12 protein-coding genes and 1 riboswitch are annotated in these 23,608 nt (G+C 43.6%); of the genes, 3 read left to right on the top strand and 9 right to left on the bottom strand.

The window, feature by feature from the left end; genetic code table 11:
- Positions 1-12: 12 nt before the first annotated feature.
- From ACLGGR_RS13470 to ACLGGR_RS13440, 7 genes are all read right to left on the bottom strand, one after another.
- The gene (locus ACLGGR_RS13470; protein WP_458773721.1) at positions 13-10,728 is read right to left on the bottom strand and encodes a non-ribosomal peptide synthetase; all 10,716 of its coding nucleotides are present in this window, start codon (positions 10,726-10,728) and stop codon (positions 13-15) included.
- Between the two features lie 139 nt (positions 10,729-10,867).
- A riboswitch (cyclic di-GMP riboswitch) is annotated at positions 10,868-10,961 on the bottom strand.
- A gap of 367 nt (positions 10,962-11,328) precedes the next feature.
- Positions 11,329-12,132, bottom strand: a complete 804-nt coding sequence (locus tag ACLGGR_RS13465) for an ABC transporter permease (RefSeq protein ID WP_024424298.1) — start codon at positions 12,130-12,132, stop codon at positions 11,329-11,331.
- The gene (locus ACLGGR_RS13460) at positions 12,125-12,994 is read right to left on the bottom strand and encodes an ABC transporter permease (RefSeq protein WP_142946736.1); all 870 of its coding nucleotides are present in this window, start codon (positions 12,992-12,994) and stop codon (positions 12,125-12,127) included. Before ACLGGR_RS13460 ends, ACLGGR_RS13465 begins: the two co-directional genes overlap by 8 nt.
- Positions 12,994-14,085 (bottom strand): ABC transporter ATP-binding protein, encoded by a 1,092-nt coding sequence (locus ACLGGR_RS13455; protein ID WP_251216855.1) that lies wholly within the window; start codon positions 14,083-14,085, stop codon positions 12,994-12,996. Before ACLGGR_RS13455 ends, ACLGGR_RS13460 begins: the two co-directional genes overlap by 1 nt.
- 8 nt (positions 14,086-14,093) lie before the next feature.
- Positions 14,094-15,179 carry an ABC transporter substrate-binding protein gene (locus ACLGGR_RS13450; protein ID WP_267587750.1) on the bottom strand — a complete coding sequence of 362 codons (1,086 nt, stop codon included), beginning with the start codon at positions 15,177-15,179 and terminating at the stop codon, positions 14,094-14,096.
- Positions 15,176-17,164: a hydantoinase B/oxoprolinase family protein gene (locus ACLGGR_RS13445; RefSeq protein WP_410973243.1), complete on the bottom strand. Its 1,989-nt coding sequence runs from the start codon at positions 17,162-17,164 to the stop codon at positions 15,176-15,178. Before ACLGGR_RS13445 ends, ACLGGR_RS13450 begins: the two co-directional genes overlap by 4 nt.
- On the bottom strand, positions 17,154-19,223 hold the full coding sequence (locus tag ACLGGR_RS13440; RefSeq protein WP_251216854.1) for a hydantoinase/oxoprolinase family protein: 2,070 nt from the start codon (positions 19,221-19,223) through the stop codon (positions 17,154-17,156). Before ACLGGR_RS13440 ends, ACLGGR_RS13445 begins: the two co-directional genes overlap by 11 nt.
- Before the next feature lie 367 nt (positions 19,224-19,590).
- On the opposite strand from ACLGGR_RS13440, the gene ACLGGR_RS13435 reads away from it, so the two are divergent.
- From ACLGGR_RS13435 to ACLGGR_RS13425, 3 genes are all read left to right on the top strand, one after another.
- Positions 19,591-20,019: a NucA/NucB deoxyribonuclease domain-containing protein gene (locus tag ACLGGR_RS13435; RefSeq protein ID WP_142946730.1), complete on the top strand. Its 429-nt coding sequence runs from the start codon at positions 19,591-19,593 to the stop codon at positions 20,017-20,019.
- Between the two features lie 127 nt (positions 20,020-20,146).
- Positions 20,147-21,844: a methyl-accepting chemotaxis protein gene (locus ACLGGR_RS13430; RefSeq protein ID WP_410973242.1), complete on the top strand. Its 1,698-nt coding sequence runs from the start codon at positions 20,147-20,149 to the stop codon at positions 21,842-21,844.
- Between the two features lie 120 nt (positions 21,845-21,964).
- Positions 21,965-22,351 carry a competence protein ComJ gene (locus ACLGGR_RS13425; protein ID WP_142946728.1) on the top strand — a complete coding sequence of 129 codons (387 nt, stop codon included), beginning with the start codon at positions 21,965-21,967 and terminating at the stop codon, positions 22,349-22,351.
- Position 22,352: 1 nt separating this feature from the next.
- Here ACLGGR_RS13425 and ACLGGR_RS13420 read toward each other — a convergent pair whose 3' ends face one another.
- Positions 22,353-23,159 carry an AAC(3) family N-acetyltransferase gene (locus ACLGGR_RS13420; protein ID WP_251216852.1) on the bottom strand — a complete coding sequence of 269 codons (807 nt, stop codon included), beginning with the start codon at positions 23,157-23,159 and terminating at the stop codon, positions 22,353-22,355.
- A gap of 28 nt (positions 23,160-23,187) precedes the next feature.
- Positions 23,188-23,604 carry an Lrp/AsnC family transcriptional regulator gene (locus tag ACLGGR_RS13415; RefSeq protein ID WP_251216851.1) on the bottom strand — a complete coding sequence of 139 codons (417 nt, stop codon included), beginning with the start codon at positions 23,602-23,604 and terminating at the stop codon, positions 23,188-23,190.
- Positions 23,605-23,608: the final 4 nt, after the last annotated feature.

Genomic DNA, 23,608 nt, shown 5'->3' with positions numbered 1-23,608 from the left:
TCTTCGTTTTGCTTAAAATAGGTCCATTAGCTTTTCAAGTTCATCCATGGTGAGATCCTCATCCCCCACATCACTAGGTGTGATCTGACTCTCATCCTGTGATCGACAATGTGAGATCAATGCCTTCACATTCTTTTCTAGAAGTTCCTTGAACTGTTCCATCGTACGTTCTTCGAATTCAAGGTGATGATAGGAAATTGTCACATGGAGCATTGCTTGTTCTACGAAACCAACAATATCTAGCGCATGAGGTTTCTCGGATTCAGGGCTCAGCGATTGTCCTGCATGCCATGCAGAGCGTCTCAGTTCGCCGCCGATCTGTTCATCAAACTGACCAAGATAGTTAAAGCTGATATCGGGTGTGGCTTGAAAATCGATATCGTCCTTCATCTTGTCAGGCGTTAAGTATTTTAAAACGCCATAGCCGATCCCCTTGTTCGGAATGTGCCTGAGTTCCTCTTTTAAATGCTTGATTTGATAAGAAAGATCGTCTGCATGCGACATATCCAGTAATACTGGATACATACTAGTAAACCAGCCAATGGTCCGTGATACATTGACCCCAGGGAGGATGTCCTCTCTCCCGTGCCCTTCAAGATGAATAAAGTGTCTGTCTTCACCTGTCCACTCTTTCATGGACAATCCTAATGCCGTCAGCAAAATATCATTGATTTCCGTTTGGTAGGCTTCATGTACATCCGTCAGCAGACTGTGCGTTTCCTCCTCAGACAATGTAAAACGAAGGGTCTCTGTATGAAGCATTCGTTGATCCCCCGTGACATGATCCTTTTGAAGCGGAGGAACGGAATGCGCAAGTACCTTTTTCCAATAATCTCTTTCCGATAGCAGCTCATCTGACACAGCGTATTCAGTCAGCTTTTGGGCATATTCTTGGAAGGAGTGTGTTTTTTCAGGAAGGGTAAGAGTTTCCCCGCGCTTCGACTGTTCATAAAGAGCCATGAAATCTTCAAGGAAAATACGCCATGACACACCATCAATGACAAGGTGATGTACAGCGAGCAATAAATGGTCCCCTTGGTCCGTTCGGAAAATGGCAGGTTTCACTAGTGGTCCCTCCGCTAGCGACATACTCGCCTGCACTTCATTTGCCAGCTTCTCTACCTGCTGGATCTGCTGCGACAGCTCTCCTTTTACTTCCACCATATCAATTGCCACATTGTTTTCCTCGATTCCTCGATGACGCTGGATGACGCGCCCTTCTTCGAGCGGATACACCATTCGCAATGCATCATGATGAATCATGAGCTGCTCCAGCACTTGCTGAACGATTTCCTCATTCAAGCCATTCGGCGCATGAAGCATAACCGATTGATTCCAATGATGCTGATTCGTAAAGTTTCGTTCAAAGAACCAGCGCTGAATCGGTGTTAAAATGACTTCTCCTTCGACAGGTGATTGGTCAGCTGTCATTTGATCAGCTTCCTCAATATATGGGCGCAGCTCCGCAATCGTTGGGTACTGGAATAAAAGTTTCATATCGAGCTTCCAGCCCGCTTGCGTGAGTCTGCTTGCCATTTGGATACCTTTAATCGAATCTCCACCAAGGAAGAAAAAGTGATCGTGAATGCCGACTTGGCTGACGCCAAGGACATCTTCCCAAATGCCGCAAAGCAGTGTTTCCACTTCGTCTCTTGGGGCTTCGTATACCGTTTGATTCGCTTCGATATCAGGTGCTGGCAATGCTTTGAGATCGACCTTTCCATTGGCCGTCATTGGAAATTGGTCTAGCTTTATGATCCATGCTGGCACCATATATTCAGGCAACGTTCGTTTCAGGCTTTCTTTTAAGTTCTCTGTATCTGGATCATTCTCCGTGATCACGTAAGCGGCAAGGGCGTCCTGATCACCCGCATCTTTGACCGTGGTCACAACGGCTTCTTTGACCGAATCCAGCGTCAGGAGCTGCGCTTCAATTTCTGACAGCTCAATCCGGAAGCCCCGAATGTTGACCTGATGGTCTATTCTGCCGAGATAAATTAGCTCGCCATCCTCTGTCCATTTCACTAAATCGCCTGTGCGGTACATGCGCTCGCCTGGATAAAATGGATCTGGGACAAATCGTTTATCTGTTTCCTCTGGAAGATTCCAGTAGCCTCTCGCCAGCCCTTTTCCTGCAATCACAAGCTCGCCCGGTACGCCTGGCGGCGACAGGTCATATAACGAACCCATGATGTAGAAACGTGTATTGGCAATCGCTGTTCCAATCGGAAGCGTGCCTTGATCTGGATTGATGACTCCGCTTGTCGCTACAACCGTATTTTCTGTTGGACCGTAGTTATTGATGAGTTTATATGGAACTGGCTTCACCTGTTTCAGCTTGTCTCCGCCTGTTAGTAAGTAGCGCAGAGAATGGTTGTCCATTGACATAAACTGCTCGCATAACTGCGTTGGCAGGAAGGCAATGGTGATCCCTTCTTCATTGAAATACGCATTAAGCTTGATCATATCGAGGCGAATTGCTTCGTCGATGATATGCAGCTCTGCGCCGGCGATCCATGTCGGGAACATCTCCCAAATGGAAGCGTCAAAGCCAAAGCCGGCATATTTCGCAGTTCGATCCTTGTTCGTCACTTGGAAGGCATCATTGTGCCAGAATGCAAGATTCACAAGGGACTGGTGCTCGACCATGACACCTTTCGGCTGTCCTGTCGTCCCAGAGGTATAAATCATGTAGGCGAGATCTGTTGGTTTGATATGAACCCGAATCTCGTGAGCTTCTCCTTCTACCGCATCTTCTATGAACAGGACATGACCTGTGAATGAAGCTGGTGCAGTAAGTCCTTTCTGCATCAGAAGTACCTCTGCCCCGCAGTCTTCCAGCATGTACGCAATACGCTGCGCTGGATAGTCCGCATCAATTGGAACGAATACCGCACCTGCCTTGAGGACACCAAGGACAGCGGCAGTCATATCAAGAGATGGGCGGGTGAGAATGCCGACACGGTCGCCTGGTTTTGTGCCGTTTGCGATGAGCCTTGAAGCGACTACATTCGCCCGGCTGTTCAGCTCTTTATACGTCCAGCTTATTCCGCAGAAGGTCGCTGCTTTTTGATGAGGTGCTTCTTGTGCCCTAGACTCAATTAGCGCATGAACGGTTTGATCTGACGGGACATCAAGGGCAGGTCCTGACCATTCGTTCAGCTGTTTTTGCTGTTGCTGCGGTGACAATAATTGCATTTGATCTAACGATTGATTTGGTGATGACACCATTTGTTCCAGCAAATGAAGGAAATATTCTTTCCACTTTTCAATTGACGACTTTTGAAAGATAGAACAATTAAAATCAAACACGAGCTCAATTTGATCTGCGGATTCGTTTCCAGTTAAGGTCAAATCAAATTTGGCGATATTCTCTTCGAATGCCTGTGGAACAATGTGAAGCCCATCCATTGATAAATCACGAATATCCGCATTTTCCATTGAGAATACCACGTCAAAAATTGGATGGCGGCTTGTATCTCGAACCGTTTGCACCTGATCTACCAATTCTTCAAATGGGTACAGCTGATGCTCGTTTGCCTCTAACACAAGCTGATGAACATTTGACGCAAATTCAGCAGCTGTCTGATGTCCTGCTGGTTTTGTTCTAAGTGCCAGCGTGTTCACAAACATGCCGATCACAGATTGAATATCAGGATGCGTTCTGCCCACAACCGGAGAACCAATGATGATATCCTCTTGTCTTGAAAGCTTGCTTAAAAGAAGACTGTAGCCAGCAAGCAGGACTGTATAGGTCGTACTGTTGAGCGCTCTAACGAGTTCGTCCAATTTCGCTTTAAGCGAACCTTCGATCTTAAATGAGACACGATCTCCTGCGAATGTTTGCACTTTTGGCCTCGGCAGATCTTCCGGCAGTGCCAGTACAGGCAGCTCCCCTTGTAATTGATCCAGCCAGAATGCCTCTTCAGCTGCTTTTTGCGCAGCAGATGCCTCACTTTTTGACCAAACAGCATAATCCTTATATTGAACAGGCAATTCCTCTAATTTGTCTCCTCGATACAGGACTGAAAGCTCCTCAATTAAAATGCCAACAGACGCACCATCTGAAATGATATGATGCATATCAATCAGTAAATAATGGACATTTACGGAGACGGAAACCAGCCCTATTCTGAGTAAAGGCGCTTTTTCTACATCAAATGGCCTGATAAAGTCATTCATCAATTCCTGTATATCCCGGCCGTTCTGTTCAATTTTTTCAATGTCTATAGAGACATTTGTTTCAATCCGTTGAACGGGTTCATTCTGAACAAAATCAAAGCTCGTTCGGAAAGCTTCATGACGTTGGACTAGCTGATCAATTGCCTTTTCAAAGCGTTTTTCATCGAATATGCCTTCTAGCTTTAAGGCAGCCGGCATGTGATAGCTTTGCTCCGCATCAGTCATTTTCTCCAAAACAAACAGTCTTTTCTGAGCAGATGTCACTGGATAATAGGCCGCCTCTTTGGCGTTTTCCACTCGCTTGATCTCCGTTTGATCCGCTTGATCAACCGCAAGGGCAAACGCCTCTAATGTTGGGGATTCAAATAAAGACTTCAAAGTGAGCTCCACCTGCATCTCTTCATACAGCCTGTTCAGCATTTTCATACCTCGCAGCGAATGGCCCCCGCATTCAAAGAAATGATCGTGCCTGCCGATTCGCGGCACTTCAAGAACTTCCTCCCAAATGTTCGCCAGCAGACGCTCTGTTTCTGTTTGAGGAGAGGTGTATTCATTTGTCCCCTGTTCACTGAGATCAGGTGCTGGCAGCGCCCGCCTATCGACCTTGCCGTTATTCGTCAAAGGAAGCTCGTCTAATTGCATGAAAAATGCCGGCATCATATACACAGGCAGTTCACGTCCTGCTTGCTCGCGCAAATCAGTTAATGAGACAGATCCTTCTGCTGTGAAATACGCACATAACGTATCATTCGGCGCAGCAATGACGACAGCTTCCTTCACCTGAGGATGCCGCAGCAGCTGATGTTCAATTTCTCCAAGCTCGATACGCTGTCCGCGAATCTTCACTTGATGATCGATCCGTCCAATGAATTCAATATCTCCATTTGACAGCCAGCGTGCAAGATCGCCCGTTTTATACATGGTCTCTTCAGGGCGGAAAGGATTTTTGACAAACTTTTCGTTTGTTAGTTCTGGCTGCTTATAATATCCTTTCACCAGTCCATCACCAGCGACACATAGCTCTCCCGCCACGCCCGGCGGCTGAACATGTCCAAACTCATCTACAATATAAACAGCCGTTTGACTCACTGGCTTTCCGATTGGGATGGATAACGCCTGCTTCTCAATGTGATTCACAGGATAATATGTGGTGAAAATTGTGCTCTCAGAAGGTCCGTACATATGAACAAGCTTGTCTTTCCCAACTATCTCAAGTGCAGTCACTACATGAGGCACAGAAGCACGTTCTCCGCCAAACAGCACTTTTCTTACATTCTTCAGGCTGTCTTTTTTCATATCGATGAGTAAGTGAAAAAGAGCTGTCGTGATCATTAAAATACTGACTTTTTCCTTCTCAATCGCTCCAGAAAGCTCATTCATGTTTAAGATATGGTCCTTTGGCAGAACAATGAGTTTCGCTCCGTTTAATAAAGCACCAAACACATCAAACATAAAGGCATCAAATACATAGTTTGAAATACTCATCACCGTGTCCTCATGATGAACCGTGAGATAATTCGATTGCTTCACCGTTCTCAAAATGTTCCGGTGTGTCACCATATTTCCTTTAGGCTTACCTGTTGTACCTGATGTATAGGTCAAATTCGCCAAGTCCTCAGGTAAAATATGAGCATCTATAGGGCTGTCTGACTGCTGAGCAATCGCTTGATCTTCTATTTCTATGATGGTTCCCTCAAATGCAGTGAGCACCGAGCGATGGCGCAGCACTTGATGTGTCAATAAGAATTGTGCACCGCTGTCTGTTAAAAAGTGCTTCACGCGCTCATCAGGGAAATCGGGGTCAATTGGTACATAGACACCGCCCGCCTTAAGCACAGCCAAAACAGAGAGCACCATTTCATTGGATCGTTCAAAGAATAAGGCCGCTTTCATCCCTTTTTCAAAACCTTTTTCACGTAAATAATGAGCCAGCTGATTCACTCGTTCATTCAGCTTTTGATAAGAAAGAACCACATCTTCACATTGCAATGCAGGCTGATGACCATGCTGATGCACCTGTTTTTCAAACTGCGTCACAATAGTTTCTTCTGTTGGATAAGGCGAAGGTAACGGATTCCACATATTTAGCTGAGCTTCTGCTTCTTGTTCAGACAATAATCGATAGGATTGAATAGCTTCCTGCGGTGTTTGAACCATCTGTTCCAGCAGATAAACATAGTGTTTAAGCATCTGTTCTGCTGTACTTCGCTTAAATAGCGCCGTACTGTAATCAAGTACAAAGGATAAACCTTGATCTGACTCCATGGCTTGCAGTGTTAAATCAAATTTCGCAATATGGAAATTGGTTTCTTCAACCTCGACCAGCATGTCTCCAATATGCTGGGCTGCTCCATGATCCGGCGCGAGTGTAAAGACGGTATCAAACAATGGATGACGGCTAAAATCTCTTGGCACATTCAGCTTTTCAAGCAGCCGTTCAAATGGATATTGCTGATGCTCAAATGCCTGCATCGTCTTTTTCTTTACTTGCTCAATCAGCTGAGACATGGTTCCATTCGGATCTACCTCCGACCGCAAAGCAAGTGTCTGGACAAACATACCGATCATATCATTCAAATCTGTATGCACACGCCCTGCCGCTGGTGTTCCGACCACAAATTCCTTTTGACCCGTATATTTCGCAAGCAATGTATAGTAAGCAGAAAGCAGAACCGTATACAGTGTCGTGTGATGATTCGCTGCGAGCTCCTGTAATTGATTCTTTAACGCTTCATCTATTTCTTTGATGACACGATCACCTGCGAAAGACTGGACAGCTGGACGCTGATAATCGGTCAGCAGCTGTAAAGCAGGAATATCCCCCGAAAATTCTTGCAGCCAGAATGCCTCTTCTTTTTGAAAACCTTGGTGCTGTTGCCAAACAGCATAATCTTGATATTGAAGCTTCAATGGTGCTCTAACCGATCCCTCGTAAGCATTTGACAGCTCACGCAGCATTAAATCGATCGAAAGACCATCTGAAATCAGATGATGCATATCGAAAAAGAGCAAATGCTCCTGATCATGCAATGACTGCAAACCAATTCTAAGAAGTGGTGCACACTCAAGATCAAAAGGTCTGACAAATTGCTGCATGTTTTCTTCCATCGTACCGTCTGTCAGCTGTTCTATTTGAAAGGACACTGATGAAGCGATCCGCTGACGAGGAACACCTTTTATCGTATGAAAAGAAGTACGCAGCATATCATGTCGTGAGATCAGCCTTTCAAAGGCTTCAGTCAGCCTCTCAAGCTGCACAGTTCCTTTTAACCTCACAACAGCAGGCATATGATATGCAATGCTTTGTTCCAATTGACTCACCATATAGACGCGCTGCTGTGGAGGCGACAATGGATAATGATCTGCCGCCGGCGCTTTTGGTATCACCGTTTCAGAAGACCTATCTGCCTGCTCAATATAAGCAGCCAAAGCAGCAATCGTCTGCTGTTCAAATAAAACGGACAGCGGCACCTCCACTTGCAAGTCTCGCTGAACCTGTGTAAGTACGGTCATCGCTTTGAGCGAATGCCCGCCTCGATCGAAGAAAGAATCATATACACCGATCTTCTCTTGATCAAGAATGTCTTCCCACAAATGAACAAGCTTCTTTTCTATATCGTTTCTAGGTGCCGTATAAACAGCATGAACCGCTCTATCACCTTTTAACGCAGCAAGTGCACGACGGTCGACTTTGCCGCTCACTGTGAGTGGAAAAGCATCAAGCTCTTTGAAATAAAGAGGCATCATGTATGCTGGAAGCTGATGTTTGATAGCCGCTTGCAGCATGTCAACAGACACACCTTCTTGACGAGCTTGATAGTAAGCACTTAACGCCTTTTCCCCATCCGCTTCATCGACCACTAGCACGACAGCTTTATCAACTCCATCTACCTGCTCCATCACCGCTTCAATCTCGCCTGTTTCTATGCGGTAACCCCTTATTTTCACTTGATCATCCATTCTGCCAAGATAATCAATCGTGCCATCTTGAAGCCACCTGACTAGATCGCCCGTTCGATACATCCGCTCATCCGGAGAAAACGGGTCTGCCGTGAAGACCTTCTCTGTCAATTCAGGCTGATTCACATAGCCTCGCCCAACACCTATACCGGCAATGCATAGTTCTCCGGCTGCCCCATGCACCTGTAATTGATCATGCTCATTTAAAATATAAATACGATGATGACCAAGCGGTTTGCCAATCGAAACATAACGCTGTTCAGTTGATTCGCTCAGCTCACTGAGATCCAGACGATGAACCGCCGCATCCACACACGTCTCAGTTGGACCATACACATTCCACAGAGTAAAATCAGGCTGACTCATACGAACCGCTTCGATGAGTGAACGTGCCGCTTTCGCAGGCAGCGCTTCTCCCCCAATTAACATGTGCGTCAATGACAGCCCGTCCAAATCCGCTGCAAGTAAAAGCTGCACATGCGCCGGAGTTCCATCTGCCGCTTCAATTTGATGTTTTCTGTAATAAGCCGCTAGCTGCATGCCATTTCTCGTCGTTTCTCGCGGGATGATATGAAGCGTATGTCCAAATAAAAGGGCAGCAAAGATTTGTTTCACAGATGCATCGAAATGGAATGGGGCTAGAAGCGCCATTTGTAACTCATTCGTCCCTTGATAAATCTCATGATGCAAAGCATGGACCAAATGATGCAGCTGAAGATGCTCAATCATGACGCCCTTCGGCTTTCCAGTCGTACCCGATGTATAAATCATGTAGGCTAAATCATCCGGCGCCGTCTGATCTATAAGCTCAGGCAGCCGTCCATCATCTAATAATATTTGCTGCTGCACGATCAATTTTTCCGAGAGGGCTGGATACTCTTGAATGAACGATTCCTCTGTTAACACAATAGAGGCACCTGAATCCTCCACAATAAATTGAATGCGCTCCTCAGGTAGTGCCGGATCAATTGGTACATATGCCCCGCCAGCCTTTAATATGCCGAAGACCGCCACCATGGCATCTGTCTTCCGATCCATTAGAACAGCAACAGGCACATCACGTGAGATACCTTTCATTTGTAAAAACTGCGCCAGCTTTTCTGCCTGTTGTTGCAGCTCTCCATAAGTAATTGTTCCATTTTCTGCTACAACAGCTGCCCGATCTGCATACTTGTTTGCTGTCTCATCAAACATGTGATGAACCGGTTTTGCTGCTGGTCTTTCAAAAGATTCTCCCTCAGATAATTGCAGCAGCTCCTTTTGTTCACCTGCTGAAAGTAAAGGCAGTGTCCCGATCAGCTGATCAGGCTGAGAGACCGCCGCTTCTAGTAATATCAAGAATCGATCAAACATCTTACTCATTTCTTCTTCTGTGAATACATCTGTACGGTAATCCAAATCAATGGTCAATGTATCAGTATCCCAGCGGTCTTTCACATGTATTGAAATGTCATTCATTCCGCTCCCGCTAAAAATCGGTTCAGTAATGAACGACAAATTCTCTTTTTTCTGCCACTGCATGACCTGATATTCTAAAGAAATATCAAAAAGACGTCCTGTAAACCCTTCTCTTTCCCGCAAATCATTCATGAGCAGATTGTAAGGGTACTTTTGATGACGTAAGATCTTCATTTGATCCGCCATGACCTGCTTTACGAAATCAAGAAACGATTGCGACCCTTGAACAGATGCCCGCATTGGAATCGTGGATACAAACATCCCAATCATCTTTTTTTCTTTGGCATTCGTCCGGTTGCCCATAAAGGTTCCAAGAACGACATCTTCCATACCGCTAAAACGATGTAAGTAAATATAGACAGTGGACATAAACATTGAAAGCATGCTGACTTTCTGCTCTTCACAAAAGACACGAAGCTTCTCCTTTAAAGAATCTGGAACATCCCCTGAAAATCGCTCCGCATGTAAACTCATCTCGTATCCCTTATGCGGCTTTAATGATGCGAAGTCTGGAATATGAGCAAATTGCTCATTCCAAAAAGCTTGGTCTTTTTGAAAACGTTTAGAAGATTCATAGGTCTGCTCACTCATGATGTGATCAACGAAGGAAATCTCCTCAACTGGCGAGATGTCTACTCCTTGCAGCATGTCATGATATAAATCAATAATGCGATTTCCCATTAGAATGATGGAAATACCATCCGCCACAATATGATGTGCTTTACAGAACAGCCAGCACTCTTGATCACTGATTTGAAACACCGTAAATTCAATCAAGGGGCTGTCAATCAATGGCATCGGCTCACGAATTTGCTCGTTTGCCCAAGCCCTTACTTCCTCTTCACTCCAGCCCTTCTCCATGCGAATCGACTGTTTTTCATAAGGTTTGATATATTGAACGGGCTCCTCCTCTTCATCTCGATACACGAGCCTCAGCCGAAGAGAGTCAGTTTGTCGAATGTACGCTTGAAGCACATCAACGACCAAAGAAGGATCGAGACCTGATACTGATCTCAATCTGGCGAAACCACCCAAGTTAGAAATACTTGTACCTGGATAAAATCTTTCCGTGTAGAATACTCGCTTTTGCGCATGTGTTAAGGGGTAATAAACTGTATTCATTCTCATCCTCCGCCTCTTCTATGTTTTCTCCACCAATTTCACCCTGCACCCTCTATATCAAAAGAACCAAGTCTATTTCATTAAAATAGACGGTTTAACAGAAAAGGAGCCCACCCCGAATAAAACGGAGGGACTCCCATTTTCATTCGGTAGCCTGCCGACCATAGCAAAAAAAGAATCATTTACCTTAGGACATGGCTTTGCGTCTCTATGTTTCCATAGATTTGCCTTTTTCTTCTTTTCTTTTAGATATTTTCTATTTACGTCCACTTTATATGAAAATATTGTTTTTTTCACCGAAAAATGGGTGTAAAGATTCATGCGTCATACCGAAGGTATCACCTGATGTTTGACGATATTTACCGAAAATAACTAATAATAGTTGCGTTCAACCGAAAATAATCGACTAAATACCGCAAAAATTTCATATTTTCCCTTAAATTTTGAAAATATGACCGAAAATGTAGGATAGAGGTCTCCTTTCGTCCCCCGCAAATTCTTAAATCTTAAGAACTACATTCCCTAAAAAAATGAATTTTTTTACTGTAAAAACAACAAAAAAAGAGCTGCCATTTCAAATGACAACTCCTTGTTTCTTCATTATATTTACATCACCTTAGACAGACCAATCGTTTTCTCAATAATGAGCAGCGCAATGATAGAAATGATAATAAATATGACAGATATCGCATTGACACTCGGATCAAAGGTCTGCTCAATGTAATTAAAGGTCCTGACGGGAATTGTGATGGTTTGAGGAGAGGAAACGAACAAACTGATTGATATTTCCCCAAATGACGTCACAGCTGAAAACACCCCGCCTGCAATGATTCCCGGTTTAATCAAAGGCAGTGTGACTCGAAAAAACGTGCGAATGGGTCCTGCACCAAGATTCATTGAAGCCAGCTCAAGCCGCGGATCTAAATTCGAAACACTTACGCCTACCGTTCGAACCACATAAGGAAAACCAATGATGACGTGGCCAATAACGAGCGCCCACAAAGACCCTGTAAATCCCATAGCCGTAAACAAGTAAAGCATAGCAATCCCTAATACCACCTGAGGAATCATGAGAGGTGACAGAATGAAAGCTTGGACAGCCTCCTTTCCCTTAAAGGAAAGCCTTGCTAAAGCATACGAAGCCATTGTCCCTAAAAGAACCGTGAGAGGCGTCACGATGAATAGCAGAATCACACTGATCCGAAGAGATTCCATCCATTCTGGATTTGACACGACCTCATGAAACCAGCGAACAGAGAACGAAGTCGGTGGAAATTCAGGAAAAGCATTTGGACTAAAAGCAGATAGGACGATCACAAGAACAGGTATGGTTAAAAAAAGATAAACCAATGATCCAGCAGTCCAAATCAGGATGGAAAGCAAGCGGTCACCTATTGATTTTTTACGCATGCATCCTCGCCTCCCAACGCTTCAAGAAATAGCTTAATAGACTGACCACCACAAGCACACAAACCAACAATGTAAAGGACATAGCTGCAGCAAGAGGCAAATTATATACCTGCATCACCTGCTGATAAATTGACAGCGGCAGCAGCGGCTGCATCCGTCCGCCGACTAAAAGCGGGGTGATATAACTTCCTGCTGCCAGTGAGAAGACGATGATCGCGCCAGTCACCATGCCTGGAATGGTCAGCGGTAAGGTGACATGAAAAAAGGTTCGAATACGGCCAGCTCCAAGACTCATAGAAGCCGGTCTTAAATGACGATCCATATCGGTTAGGCTCGTTGCAATAGGCAGTACTGCAAATGGCAGCATGACTTGGACATAGGCAATAATGACCGCATTCATATTCCACAGCATCGAGAGCGGCTTCTCAATCACATGTAAATCTAGTAGCATGCCATTGATCAGACCATTTTGCGAAAGAAGAACAATCCATGCAAACGTCCGAATCACAACACTTGTCAAAAGCGGCGATACAAGTAAGATATAGAAAAATGCCCGCAGACGCGGATTAGGTGCTTTGACGAGCAAGTATGCTGCGGGGTATGCCATCAATAAACAAATCACCGTTGTCTGCAAAGCCACCCACACAGTACTTCCAATCGCCTTCACATATGCATCTGTCGTGAACACATGAATATATTGAGAAAAACTATACGTTTGTAATGTATTCATCATCGAATCGACATCGCGAAAACTGAGGACGAGCATCATCACAAGCGGAGCTAGTAAAAATACAACAAGAAACAAACAGGCTGGCAGCAGCATAAACCAATGAAATCGTTGATTCTTTTTCTTGATTCGCATCACGTATGCACCTTCGAATCTAAGAAAACAATATCTTCAGGCTGCCAATGGATATGAACGGTTTCTCCAACTTTAGGCAGCTCAGGAAATGCAGCATCAGAAGCATGGACAATGATTTCACCATGATCAAGCCCCACAACCAAACGTAATGAATGCCCAATATAACTCACATCTGACAGCACGCCTGATACATGGTTTGGCCGAGCTTCCTCCCGCTCTGAAGAGATGCTGATTCTTTCAGGACGCAGCATAAGTAACTGCTTTTCCTTCTTCTTTTGATGCGCCGCAGCCTGCAGCTGAAGCTTTTGACCGTTTGAATGGGTTATATGAGAAACCGTAAATGCAGCATCAGATTCATTGTAGACGGCCTCAAAGATGTTCACCTGTCCGATAAATTCAGCTACAAATCGATTGTTTGGCTGACGGTACACCTCTAAAGGTGTTCCAATCTGCTGGATTTTTCCCTCTCCTAAAATCCCAACTCGATCAGAAAGACTTAAAGCTTCCTCTTGATCATGTGTCACGAGAATGGTTGTAATCCCGACATTCCTTTGAATATTTCGAAGCTCTGTCTGCATGTTTTTTCTCAGTTTAGCATCTAGGTTGCTAAGCGGTTCATCAAGAAGGAGGACAGCCGGCTGAATCGCCAGCGCTCTTGCAATTGCTACCCGCTGCTGCTGACCACCGCTTAATTGGTGGGGCATCCGTTTCGCAAATGCCTCTAATTGAACAAGAGACAAGCTTTCCATCACCTTCTCTTTGATTTCCGCCTTCTTTTTCTTTTGAACCTTTAGCCCGTACGCCACATTATCAAATACAGTCAGATGCGGAAAAAGTGCATAGCTTTGAAAGACCATACCTGTTTTTCTTTGGTAAGGCGGCAAAGCTGTTACATCCTGATCACCAATATAGACGACACCTTTTGTTGGTTCTAAAAAACCGCCAATGATGTTTAATAACGTTGATTTTCCGCAGCCGCTAGGACCAAGAAGGGAGAAAAACTCCCCCTCATTCACCGTAAGACTGACATCGTTAAGAGCAATCTGCTCACCGAAGTGCTGACTGATGTGTTCTAAATGGATTCCACTCATGCGATCACCTATTTTCCTCCGCCTAATACTTCGTTCCATCTATTTGTCCAATTGCCAAGCTCCGAGGTCGCTGTTTCATAATCTACCCAAGTCAGCTTGCTGTAGTAATTCTCTCCGACTTTCACTTTCCCCTTAATCTTGTCACCGTATTTCACATCAGAATTCGACATGCCATAATAAGATTTTTCAGAGAAAGCCTCCTGAGCTTCTTTACCACTTAAGTAGTTTAATAGTTTGTATGCCGCTTCTTCATGCTGATTTCCCTTCGTTAAAGCCCAGCTCGCAACAGCTGCAACAGCGCCTTCTTTCGGATAGGAGAAACCAATATCCATTCCTTCTTCTTCAAGTGCAAATACTCGCCCGTCCCAATATGGAACAGCCGCGACGTCGCCACGTTCTAACAAGGTTTGAATCGATCCTGGGTTATCTGGAAAAGCAGCTACATGACCTTTTAATTGCGCGAGACTTTTAAATGCTTTATCAATATCCTTAGGATTTGATTCTGTCCCCCCTTGAGCATGAACAAGTGCAGAGAAAAATTGCAAACCGGCTGAATAAGTCGGAGATGAAATGGCTACCTTCCCTTTCAGCTGACTGCTCCATAGGTCAGTCCAACTGTTTGGTTCCTGCTTTACGAGGTCTTTTCTATAAGCAATTCCAAGCTGACCCATACTAAAGCCTGCTGCATATTGTTTTCCATCAACAGTGAGCTTCTTTTGGACAGAGCGGTAAAGTTTTTTGACGTTCGGTGCTTGATCTTCATCGATAGGCGCAAGAACGTTTGCTGCGATGCCTCTTTGAATCGTATCAGGCTGTAAAATAAGCAAGTCATACGGTGGATTTTTACCATTTGACGCTTTTAATTTTGTAAACCATTCAGAATCCGCCCCAGAGACGGTTTGCACTTTAATTCCCGTATCTTTTTCGAACTTTTCAAGGATTGGTTTGATATTCTTTTCCCAATCGCCTCCATATACACCAACAATCACGGTCTGCTGCTGTTTGCCTTGATCCTTTCCATTTCCACCACAAGCGGTCAGCAGTAAAACGATTGATAGGATACCTGCAAAAATAGCGATTAATCTTCTTTTCATGATTCATTTCCCCCTTTTTGTCCATTCATTTGACGAAGTGCTTGAGTAATATCTTCCTTTGTTAACGGCTCATTTCTATGACTGAAATGTTGATGAACTGCATGTTTATAGTGCGTACGTTCATTAGCCGGATAAGAACGCAGCTGAACGGCTAGCTCACTGCTGGCTTCGTCCGTCCATACTTTCTCATAAGCTGTTCTTTGTTCTCCGAAATCCCACAACTCAGTAGATGCAGGATCATCAACCTTTTCACGCACCCTGCTCGTTTGCACTTCATCAATCTTCCATTCATTTTGGTCTAAATACACTTTCACACCATATTGCTGCAGCGCTCTTTCTTCACTTAATAGACCTGCTTCCACTTCCTGGAGGACTTTTTCTTTCTTTCTAACAAATGGATTCCCCCAGCCGCCTCCACTTGGTGAAACCAATTGAACGATATCACCTTTTTCAAGGCGCAGAACATCTATTTTGGGCTGATTTTGTTTCTCACCATTTGCTGTGATCAGCTTGACCTCACCAATCGCTCCTGCTCGGCCGCCCATTAATCCCCAAGGCTGAAACTTCATCCGTTCCATTCCTCGTGCTGTCACCATCGATTCAGGCTTCATCATTTCAAATTCCAAACCAATCGCATGTCCGCCTCGATTTTCACCAGCTCCACCTGTATTCGGCAGAAGCTCATATCGATGAACATGAATATCAATATGCTGTTCCAAGCTCTCAATTGGGGTATTCTTCAAAAAGCCAGATGAATGATCAATACCGTCCACTCCATCAGTACCATTTTGAGCACCGCCGCCTCCGCCTAATGGCTCGACAACGGACATTTTCCTGCCTCCCGTTCGATCATCAGGTACAGAGAGAACCACAATGGCAGATTGACCTGCTCCTGCTGCCGGCACTGCTTCAGGTAACAGCTTACCAATGGCGCCTAGCACGACATTGTACAGCCTCATCGTAATTGAATGCCTAATTCCGACAGAGGCAGGGTATTCTGGATGCACCAGCGTTCCTTTAGGAGAGATTACTTCAATTGGATACGTTATTCCACCATTGATCGGTATAAAAGGATCCTTACTAATGATGTAATTAATCAACCCTTGATAAAGAAAGGAATGCTTCTGACCATTGGTGACAAGGTTAAAGGCTGTTTTTACTTGCGGATCACACTCAGAAAAATCGAGCGTCAGCTGTTTTCCTTTGATCGTTAGCTTGATTTTCAACCGAATAGGGACGTCCGAAATCATATCATCATCTAAATAATCAGCAAATTCACTCGTTCCATCAGGTATAGCTTCAATGACCTTTCCAGCACGATCCTCTGCTTGCTTCAGCAAGTCTATCATTCCTTGTTTCACTTCGTTTTTTCCAAATTTCTCAATCATTTCTTTTAACCGAATATCTGCTGTATTGACTGCAGCAATCATCGCATTGATATCACCATCATTTAAATGACTAGAGCGGCTGTTAGCTCTTAAAAAGGTACGTACGACCTGATTCTCTTTCCCACCTTCATAAATTTTTACTGGCGGAATTCTTAATCCTTCTTGATGAACATCCGTCGCTGTCGGTGAAATACTCGAAGGCACAAGTCCGCCCACATCACTGACATGAACAAAAGACCAAGCATAGCTGACAATTTCACCATCTACAAAAATCGGCTTAATGATATGGACATCTGGAAGGTGAGTCGCCAAACCATCTGTCGTATAAGGATCATTTGTGATGATAATGTCTCCTGGCTGCATCGGCCCGCTTTCTTCAATCGCTTTTCTTAGACTCAGCCCTAAAAAGATCGTCACACCTACTGTCTTCGGATAAACAAAGAAATCTCCAGAAGGTGTGGCTAATGCTGTCGCAAAATCAGCAGATTCTTTGACGAAGGTCGTAAATGACGTCCGTTCAATGACATGTCCCATACCCGATGCAATCGCATTAAAATAACTGCGCATCATCTCAAGTTTTGCTGGGTCAGTTCTCATGTAAAACCGCCTCCTTTGAAATCACCAAGTTACCTGATTGATCAATGCTGCCTGACCAGTTTGGCAAAATTAACGTTGTCGTATCATCCTGCTCAATAACGGCAGGCCCATTTACAATAGAACCTACTGACAGCGTATCCCGGTTATAAACCGATGCTTCGTATTCTTTTTCTTCTATAAAGATTCGTCTATATTCATATGGTTTCAAAGACTGACCGCTGCTTTCATGAACAGGTGAGAAAGGCAGCGAAGGCGTCTCGCCTATAACTCGAACGCGTAAATGAGTAAATTCGATTTTTGCCTGATCATCCCTATGGCCATATTGACGCTGATGCAATTTGTGAAAGGCTTCAATGAGTTGGTGGATATCTTGTTCCTGCTTTAGCCAATCAATTGATAATGGCAATTCAATCTCAAATGCCTGTCCTTGATAACGCGCGTCTGCTAATAATAGAATGGATGTCTGATTGATATGCTGAATGTTCTGCTGACTGACCCAATCAGTCGCTTTTCGCGACAGCATCTCATAATCTTGTTTTAGTTGGTTGATCGAATAGTCTTGTAAGCATATTTTCTTAGACAGCACCGCATCATGAATAAAATCAGCTGTTAAAGCACCTAACGCACATAATGTACCCGGACTTGGAGGAACAACCACATTTTTCGCATGAATTTCTCTCGCAAGGAAATTCGCCACAACCGGTCCTGCTCCGCCAAACGCCAGCAAACTAAAATCTCTAGGGTCAAACCCTTGCTGCTCCATGACATTGCTTAATTCCGTGTACATATTGGCTACGGCTACTTGAATGAGCTGGTCAGCCGCCTCTTCAACCGTTTTGTTGAGCTGATCAGCAATTGGCTGAAAGGCCTTTTTCGCCGCAGACAGTTGTAATTGTAAATGTCCTCCGGCAAAACGTTCTTGATTGAGATAACCGCATATGAGAAACGCATCGGTTAAAGCCGCTTTTTCTCCCTTTCCATACGAAGCGGGTCCCGGGTTTGAGCCAACTGATTCCGGTCCTGCTTTGAGAAGCCCTCCCTGATCAATCCATGCGACCGAACCTCCCCCTGCTCCTATTGAATACATCGCAACAGATGGAAGAATAATAGGGAAACCTGAAAGCTGATTCGATTGAGCCATTGTCGGCTGTCCATTTTGAATAATCGAGATGTCTGCACTCGTCCCCCCGACATCAAAAGTGATCAGGTTGGGTTCGCTCGCTGATGCTGCAATTCTTGCTGCACCGATGACACCAGCTGCCGGGCCAGAAAAGAGAGTCTTAACAGGTGAGGCAGCTGCACTTTCTGCATCCATTAAACCACCATTTGACTGTGTAATGTATGGAGAAATTGGTACACCTTCTTCCTTCAAACGGCTTTTCAATGTTTGTAAATACTGTTTCACCTTTGGTTGAATGTACAAATTAACCACAGACATCACTGTACGCTCGTATTCCCTCATTTGAGGCCATAATTCAGATGAGGTAAGGACTTCTAACTGCGGATAATGATGATTGATATAGGCTTTTGCCTGTAATTCATGAACTGGGTTTTGATAACTATGTAAAAAAGAAATGACGATACCTGCTAGCTTTTTAGACATAACATGCTGGACTGCATCATCTAATTGCTGCAGATGGAGAGGTTTTTTGATCGTACCATCGTGTATCAACCTTTCAGAAATTGGATATACATGCTTTCGTGGTATCAATGGTTCTGGCAAACGAGAATTGAAGTCATAAGGAATGGGTAGTCGTAAACGTTGAAGTGACAATATATCTTGAAAGCCTTCCGTCACAAAAAGGGCTAAATCTGCTCCTTTTCGCTGCAATAATGTATTAAGACCGATTGTCATACCGTGAACGAGGTATTGGATTTTGGATAAATCAACACCCCTTTTTTTTAGAAGATTTAGCCCATTGATAATTCCTTGAGCTGGGTCATCTGTCACTGTAGGCGTCTTAAGTTCAGTCAGCACCCCTGTTGCTTCATTTATCAGCGATAAATCAGTAAATGTGCCGCCTATGTCTATTCCGAGCCGATATGAGACATCCGCCATTTGTACTTCCTCCCTGCAATGTAATTAGAATCATATTTCGATAAATTACGACATTTTTTGATATTTGATTCCATATTATTAAAGCATATAGGTTTAGTCAATTTTATTTTTTTGATATTTCTGTGTGTTAAAATCTTGAAATTAACTAATAAAGCAGTGATAATGCCATTTTGAATGAGCATAATCATTTTATAAACCACAAAATTAAAAATTTTATGAATTTCTACAAAAATGAAAAGCAAGAGATCGAGTAAAATCTGTTTTTTGAATTTTAAAAGACGTTTTTTCAAAACCAGGAGAAATTGGTAAGTAATTCTGCTATACTTCTGTTTACAAAATACGCAAACAAGAAAGAGAGCCCGCATCTATGAAACTTCTTAAAATCATTCTCTTGCTTTTATTAATTGTCATTGGTGTAGCAACAGGCTATATCAAGCTGGAGCAAGGGAAACAAGAGACAGCGAATTCATCTTATGACAAAACCATTCACTTTCCATCAGATCGCTATCCCGAAACAGCCAAGCACATAGAAGAAGCCATTGATGAAGGTCATTCGTCCATTTGCACAATTGACCGTAAACATAGCGATGAACAGAGGGATCGATCACTACATGGCATTCCAACAAAGCGCGGATATGATCGGGACGAATGGCCAATGGCAATGTGTAAAGAAGGAGGCACAGGAGCTTCTGTGAAATATGTACGCCCTTCAGATAATAGAGGCGCAGGCTCATGGGTAAGTCATCAATTATCGGATGATCCTGACGGCACAAGAATTCAATTTATCATCGATTAACAGCCTTTCCCTTTTCTATATTAAAAAAATTTTCACATGACTGCTTGCAGGTATTTTAAACATTTTTTTCATGCCGATAATCCTTAAGGAGGGATATCCTACCTTATACCTAAAGGAGTCAAAAAGCATGAAGAAAAAAGGAAAACTGAGGCTTGGTGCCAAAATTTTGCTGATCTTTTTAAGTGTCCTCATCATCTTTTCCGCAGTTGTTGGTTATGTGGTGAATCGCGAAATGACAGAAAACATCAAGCAAATGGCAACTGAAAAAGCAAAAGGTGATTTAAAGCTAGGCTACGCCTATCTGAATGAAAAAGTAGCAGGCTCGTGGCAGATAAAAGAGGACAAGCTATACAAAGGAAATACTCAAATCAATGATCATAACCAATTGGTTGATCAATTAGCCGAATATACCGGTGATACCATCACGATTTTTCAAGGAAATACCCGTGTTGCCACGAATGTCTTATTAAACGGGAAACGAGCTGTAGGTACAGAAGTCTCTCCTGAAGTGAAGACCACTGTTTTAGATAAAGGAGAAAACTATTACGGCACAGCAAATGTTGCCGGGAAAGATTATCAAACGGCTTATATGCCGATCAAAAATGAAGCAGGCAAAACAATTGGTATTTTTTATACAGGCGCCAATCAAAGCATGATTTCACAAATGCTTCAGTCATTCTATATAAAATTTGTCATCGTCCTTTTGTTAAGTCTGAGCGTTTCAGTCATCATTATTTCTATTTTCACTAAGCGGATTCAGGCGCGTCTCAAGCATATGGCTTCTGCCATTAAGAGTGCAGGCGAAGGTAATTTAACCATCAATGTAACGGATACTGCCGGTGATGAATTGTCTGACCTGGCTGGTCATTTCAATAAGATGCGTGAAAAACTAAATCAAACCATTCTAAATGTCATGAACACGTCTGAATTAGTGGCCACATCCTCTGAGCAGCTGTCAGCTAGCGCAGAAGAAACGAGTGCAGCATCAGAAAAAATCACCCACACGATTCAAGAAGTAGCACAATCATCGGAAGAACAATCAGCTCAAATGACAGCCAGTGAGCACACGATGATTCAAGTATCAAACGAGCTGGCAAACATCACTGAAAATGCAGGACAAATGGCTTCAAGAAGTCACTCCGCACAAGAAGTGGCCCAAAAAGGTGTACACAATATCGGTGAAGTTCATTCACAAATGACGTCTATTGCAAAATCAATTGAAGAAAACGGTACAGCGATTCAAGCGTTGGAAACACGTTCAGCTGAAATTGATCATATTTCCAAAGTCATTACAGATATCGCCAGTCAAACAAACCTGCTTGCTCTAAATGCAGCAATTGAAGCAGCACGGGCAGGTGAGCATGGAAAAGGGTTTGCTGTAGTCGCAGACGAAGTGAGAAAGCTCGCTGAAGAATCTCAAGCATCATCAAACATGATTTCCCGTCTCATTTCTGAAATACAAAAAGAGATGACTCATTCGACGAATGCCATCAAACGAGTAAGAGAGGAAGCTGCTCAAGGGGCTGTCCTTATCTCTCATACAGAGGAATCATTTCATGATATCCAGCAGTCAATGAGAGAAATGGCAGATGGCATAAAACATTTATCAAGTGCATCTCAAAAAATCGCAGCTTATACAAACGATGCGAAACAGTCTTTCGCCTCTATTACAGAAGGCGTTAAACGAACGAGTGAACATTCACAGCAAGTAGCCGGTTTAACAGAAGAACAATTTGCTGCAATGGAAGAAGTAACAGCTTCATCAGAAGCGCTCGCCCATTTAGCAGGAGATTTAAAAGCAATGGTCTCGCAATTTCACATCTAGATCCCACAACAAATAGCGCAAGACGGCGACAATCGTCTTGCTGCCTAACACTCTCCTCAAGAATCACTCTTTCAACCATTCACGTTCCAACAAAAATTCATAAATAAAGGAGTTTTTTATATGAATCACTTGAACCAAGCCTATTCCCTATCTATCTCCTATCACCAAATCACTGTATACACCGGAAGCGAAACACCACCTATCATTGATTGGACAGATGAGGACATTCTTCAAGGATATGCAACTGGAGATCAAGGAGTTTCCTTTGAAGGGGTCAATAATGGAAAAGCGTCTATTGTTGTGACATTAAATAGCGATGAGCCCCAAGTCTCGGTTGATAGAGCCATAACAGTGCCCTTTACGCATACAAGTGATCAAGTTTATATCACAAGCGTCATGGCCCAAGTGCTGTCTTTCTCCATTCCAAAAGGAGACTATCAGCTTACCTGCTATACCTCACAGCAGCCTGGTCAAGACGTTTATTATGTAAATTTCCAAACGGTGTAGATTACGACTGATCGTATAGATCAAGCCACTTTTCCGCATAGTCTACCGATTCTCTCATGGGCAGTAAGTATGAATTGGCAAGGCCGATTTGACTGTGATGATGGGTGCCTCCTGATTGCAGAAAATCACGGCCAATCTGTTCAAATAGTTCTTCTCTTGTGATGATATCTTGGTACTCTTTCCATACCCTCCACCCATTTTCTAAAATAGGAGCTCCTCTTGTCATGAGGTCCTGCTGAGGGATTCGGTATTCAGCTAGATGAAAAGCTGTCATGCTCTCAAATGATACACCGATCAGCAGCACTTGAGCATGAAGATCATACATGCGGCCAAGAGGCGAATCCTCTCCTAAGCCAAAGGATAGCGCATGGTGTTTCAGAATGTCATGTTTTCTTTTCCCCCAGGCTGTGAATGAAAAATTGGGATGATTGCTTCTCGCAACATCTGGGTATTTCCAAAACGTTTCCGCCACCTTTCCCATGGCTGTTGGCGTCGTGTAAGCTGGGTCAAATGCTGGCATTGTTTCTTTGATCGATTTCCACCATGAATAAGGAACAGGCGGATCGATCCAATCGGCGGGATCAGAAAGCTCTAACGTTTGTGCCGGCATAATCAGCGTCCCCTCTTCTGTTAAGGTTTCCATCAATGCTTGTATGACGGCTATAGCGCCTCCGTTTACCCAGCCAATAGATGATAATGATGAGTGGACACATAAAATCATGCCCTTTTTCACACCAAGTTGAACCAGATCTGCTTTGATTCTTTCCTTTGTCATCGGTTCAGCTTGATTTTCGATTAATTTTTGCATCGTTCCTTTTCCTCCTGCGTCACTTCTATTACTGATGAATGAGACGTTTAACCGCAATAGACAGTTTGTAATTTGCGTAATTTGTCAGCTCCGTTAAAAACTGATCAAGTTCATCATGACTGGAGAAATGTCCTTCAGCCATATAACAGCCCTCACCACTTATTTTGAATAAATTCTTAATTTCTTCCTTTTCATAAAGAAACGACAGAAGTGGTTCATGATGATGACTACGGGTATAGAGCTGCAAAAATGTTTGAATCGTCTTTTTTGTCCGCCAATCAATTGAAATGGTATACGCTTCAATCACGCCTTCTTCTTCTAGCTTTAACACCCGATTTGCAACAGCTTGACCAGTTAAATGAACTTTTTCACCTAGAGCTTTCATGGTTAATCGGCTGTTTTTTGATAGTTCTTTTAAAATATTCATATCTGTTTGGTCTAGCATTGGC

It is taken from the genome of Bacillus sp. BD48, assembly GCF_046566805.1.
GTDB lineage: Bacteria > Bacillota > Bacilli > Bacillales > Bacillaceae > Bacillus > Bacillus safensis.
The sequence above is the reverse complement of the archived record's forward strand: the minus strand, read 5'-3'. Positions and strand labels throughout refer to the sequence as shown.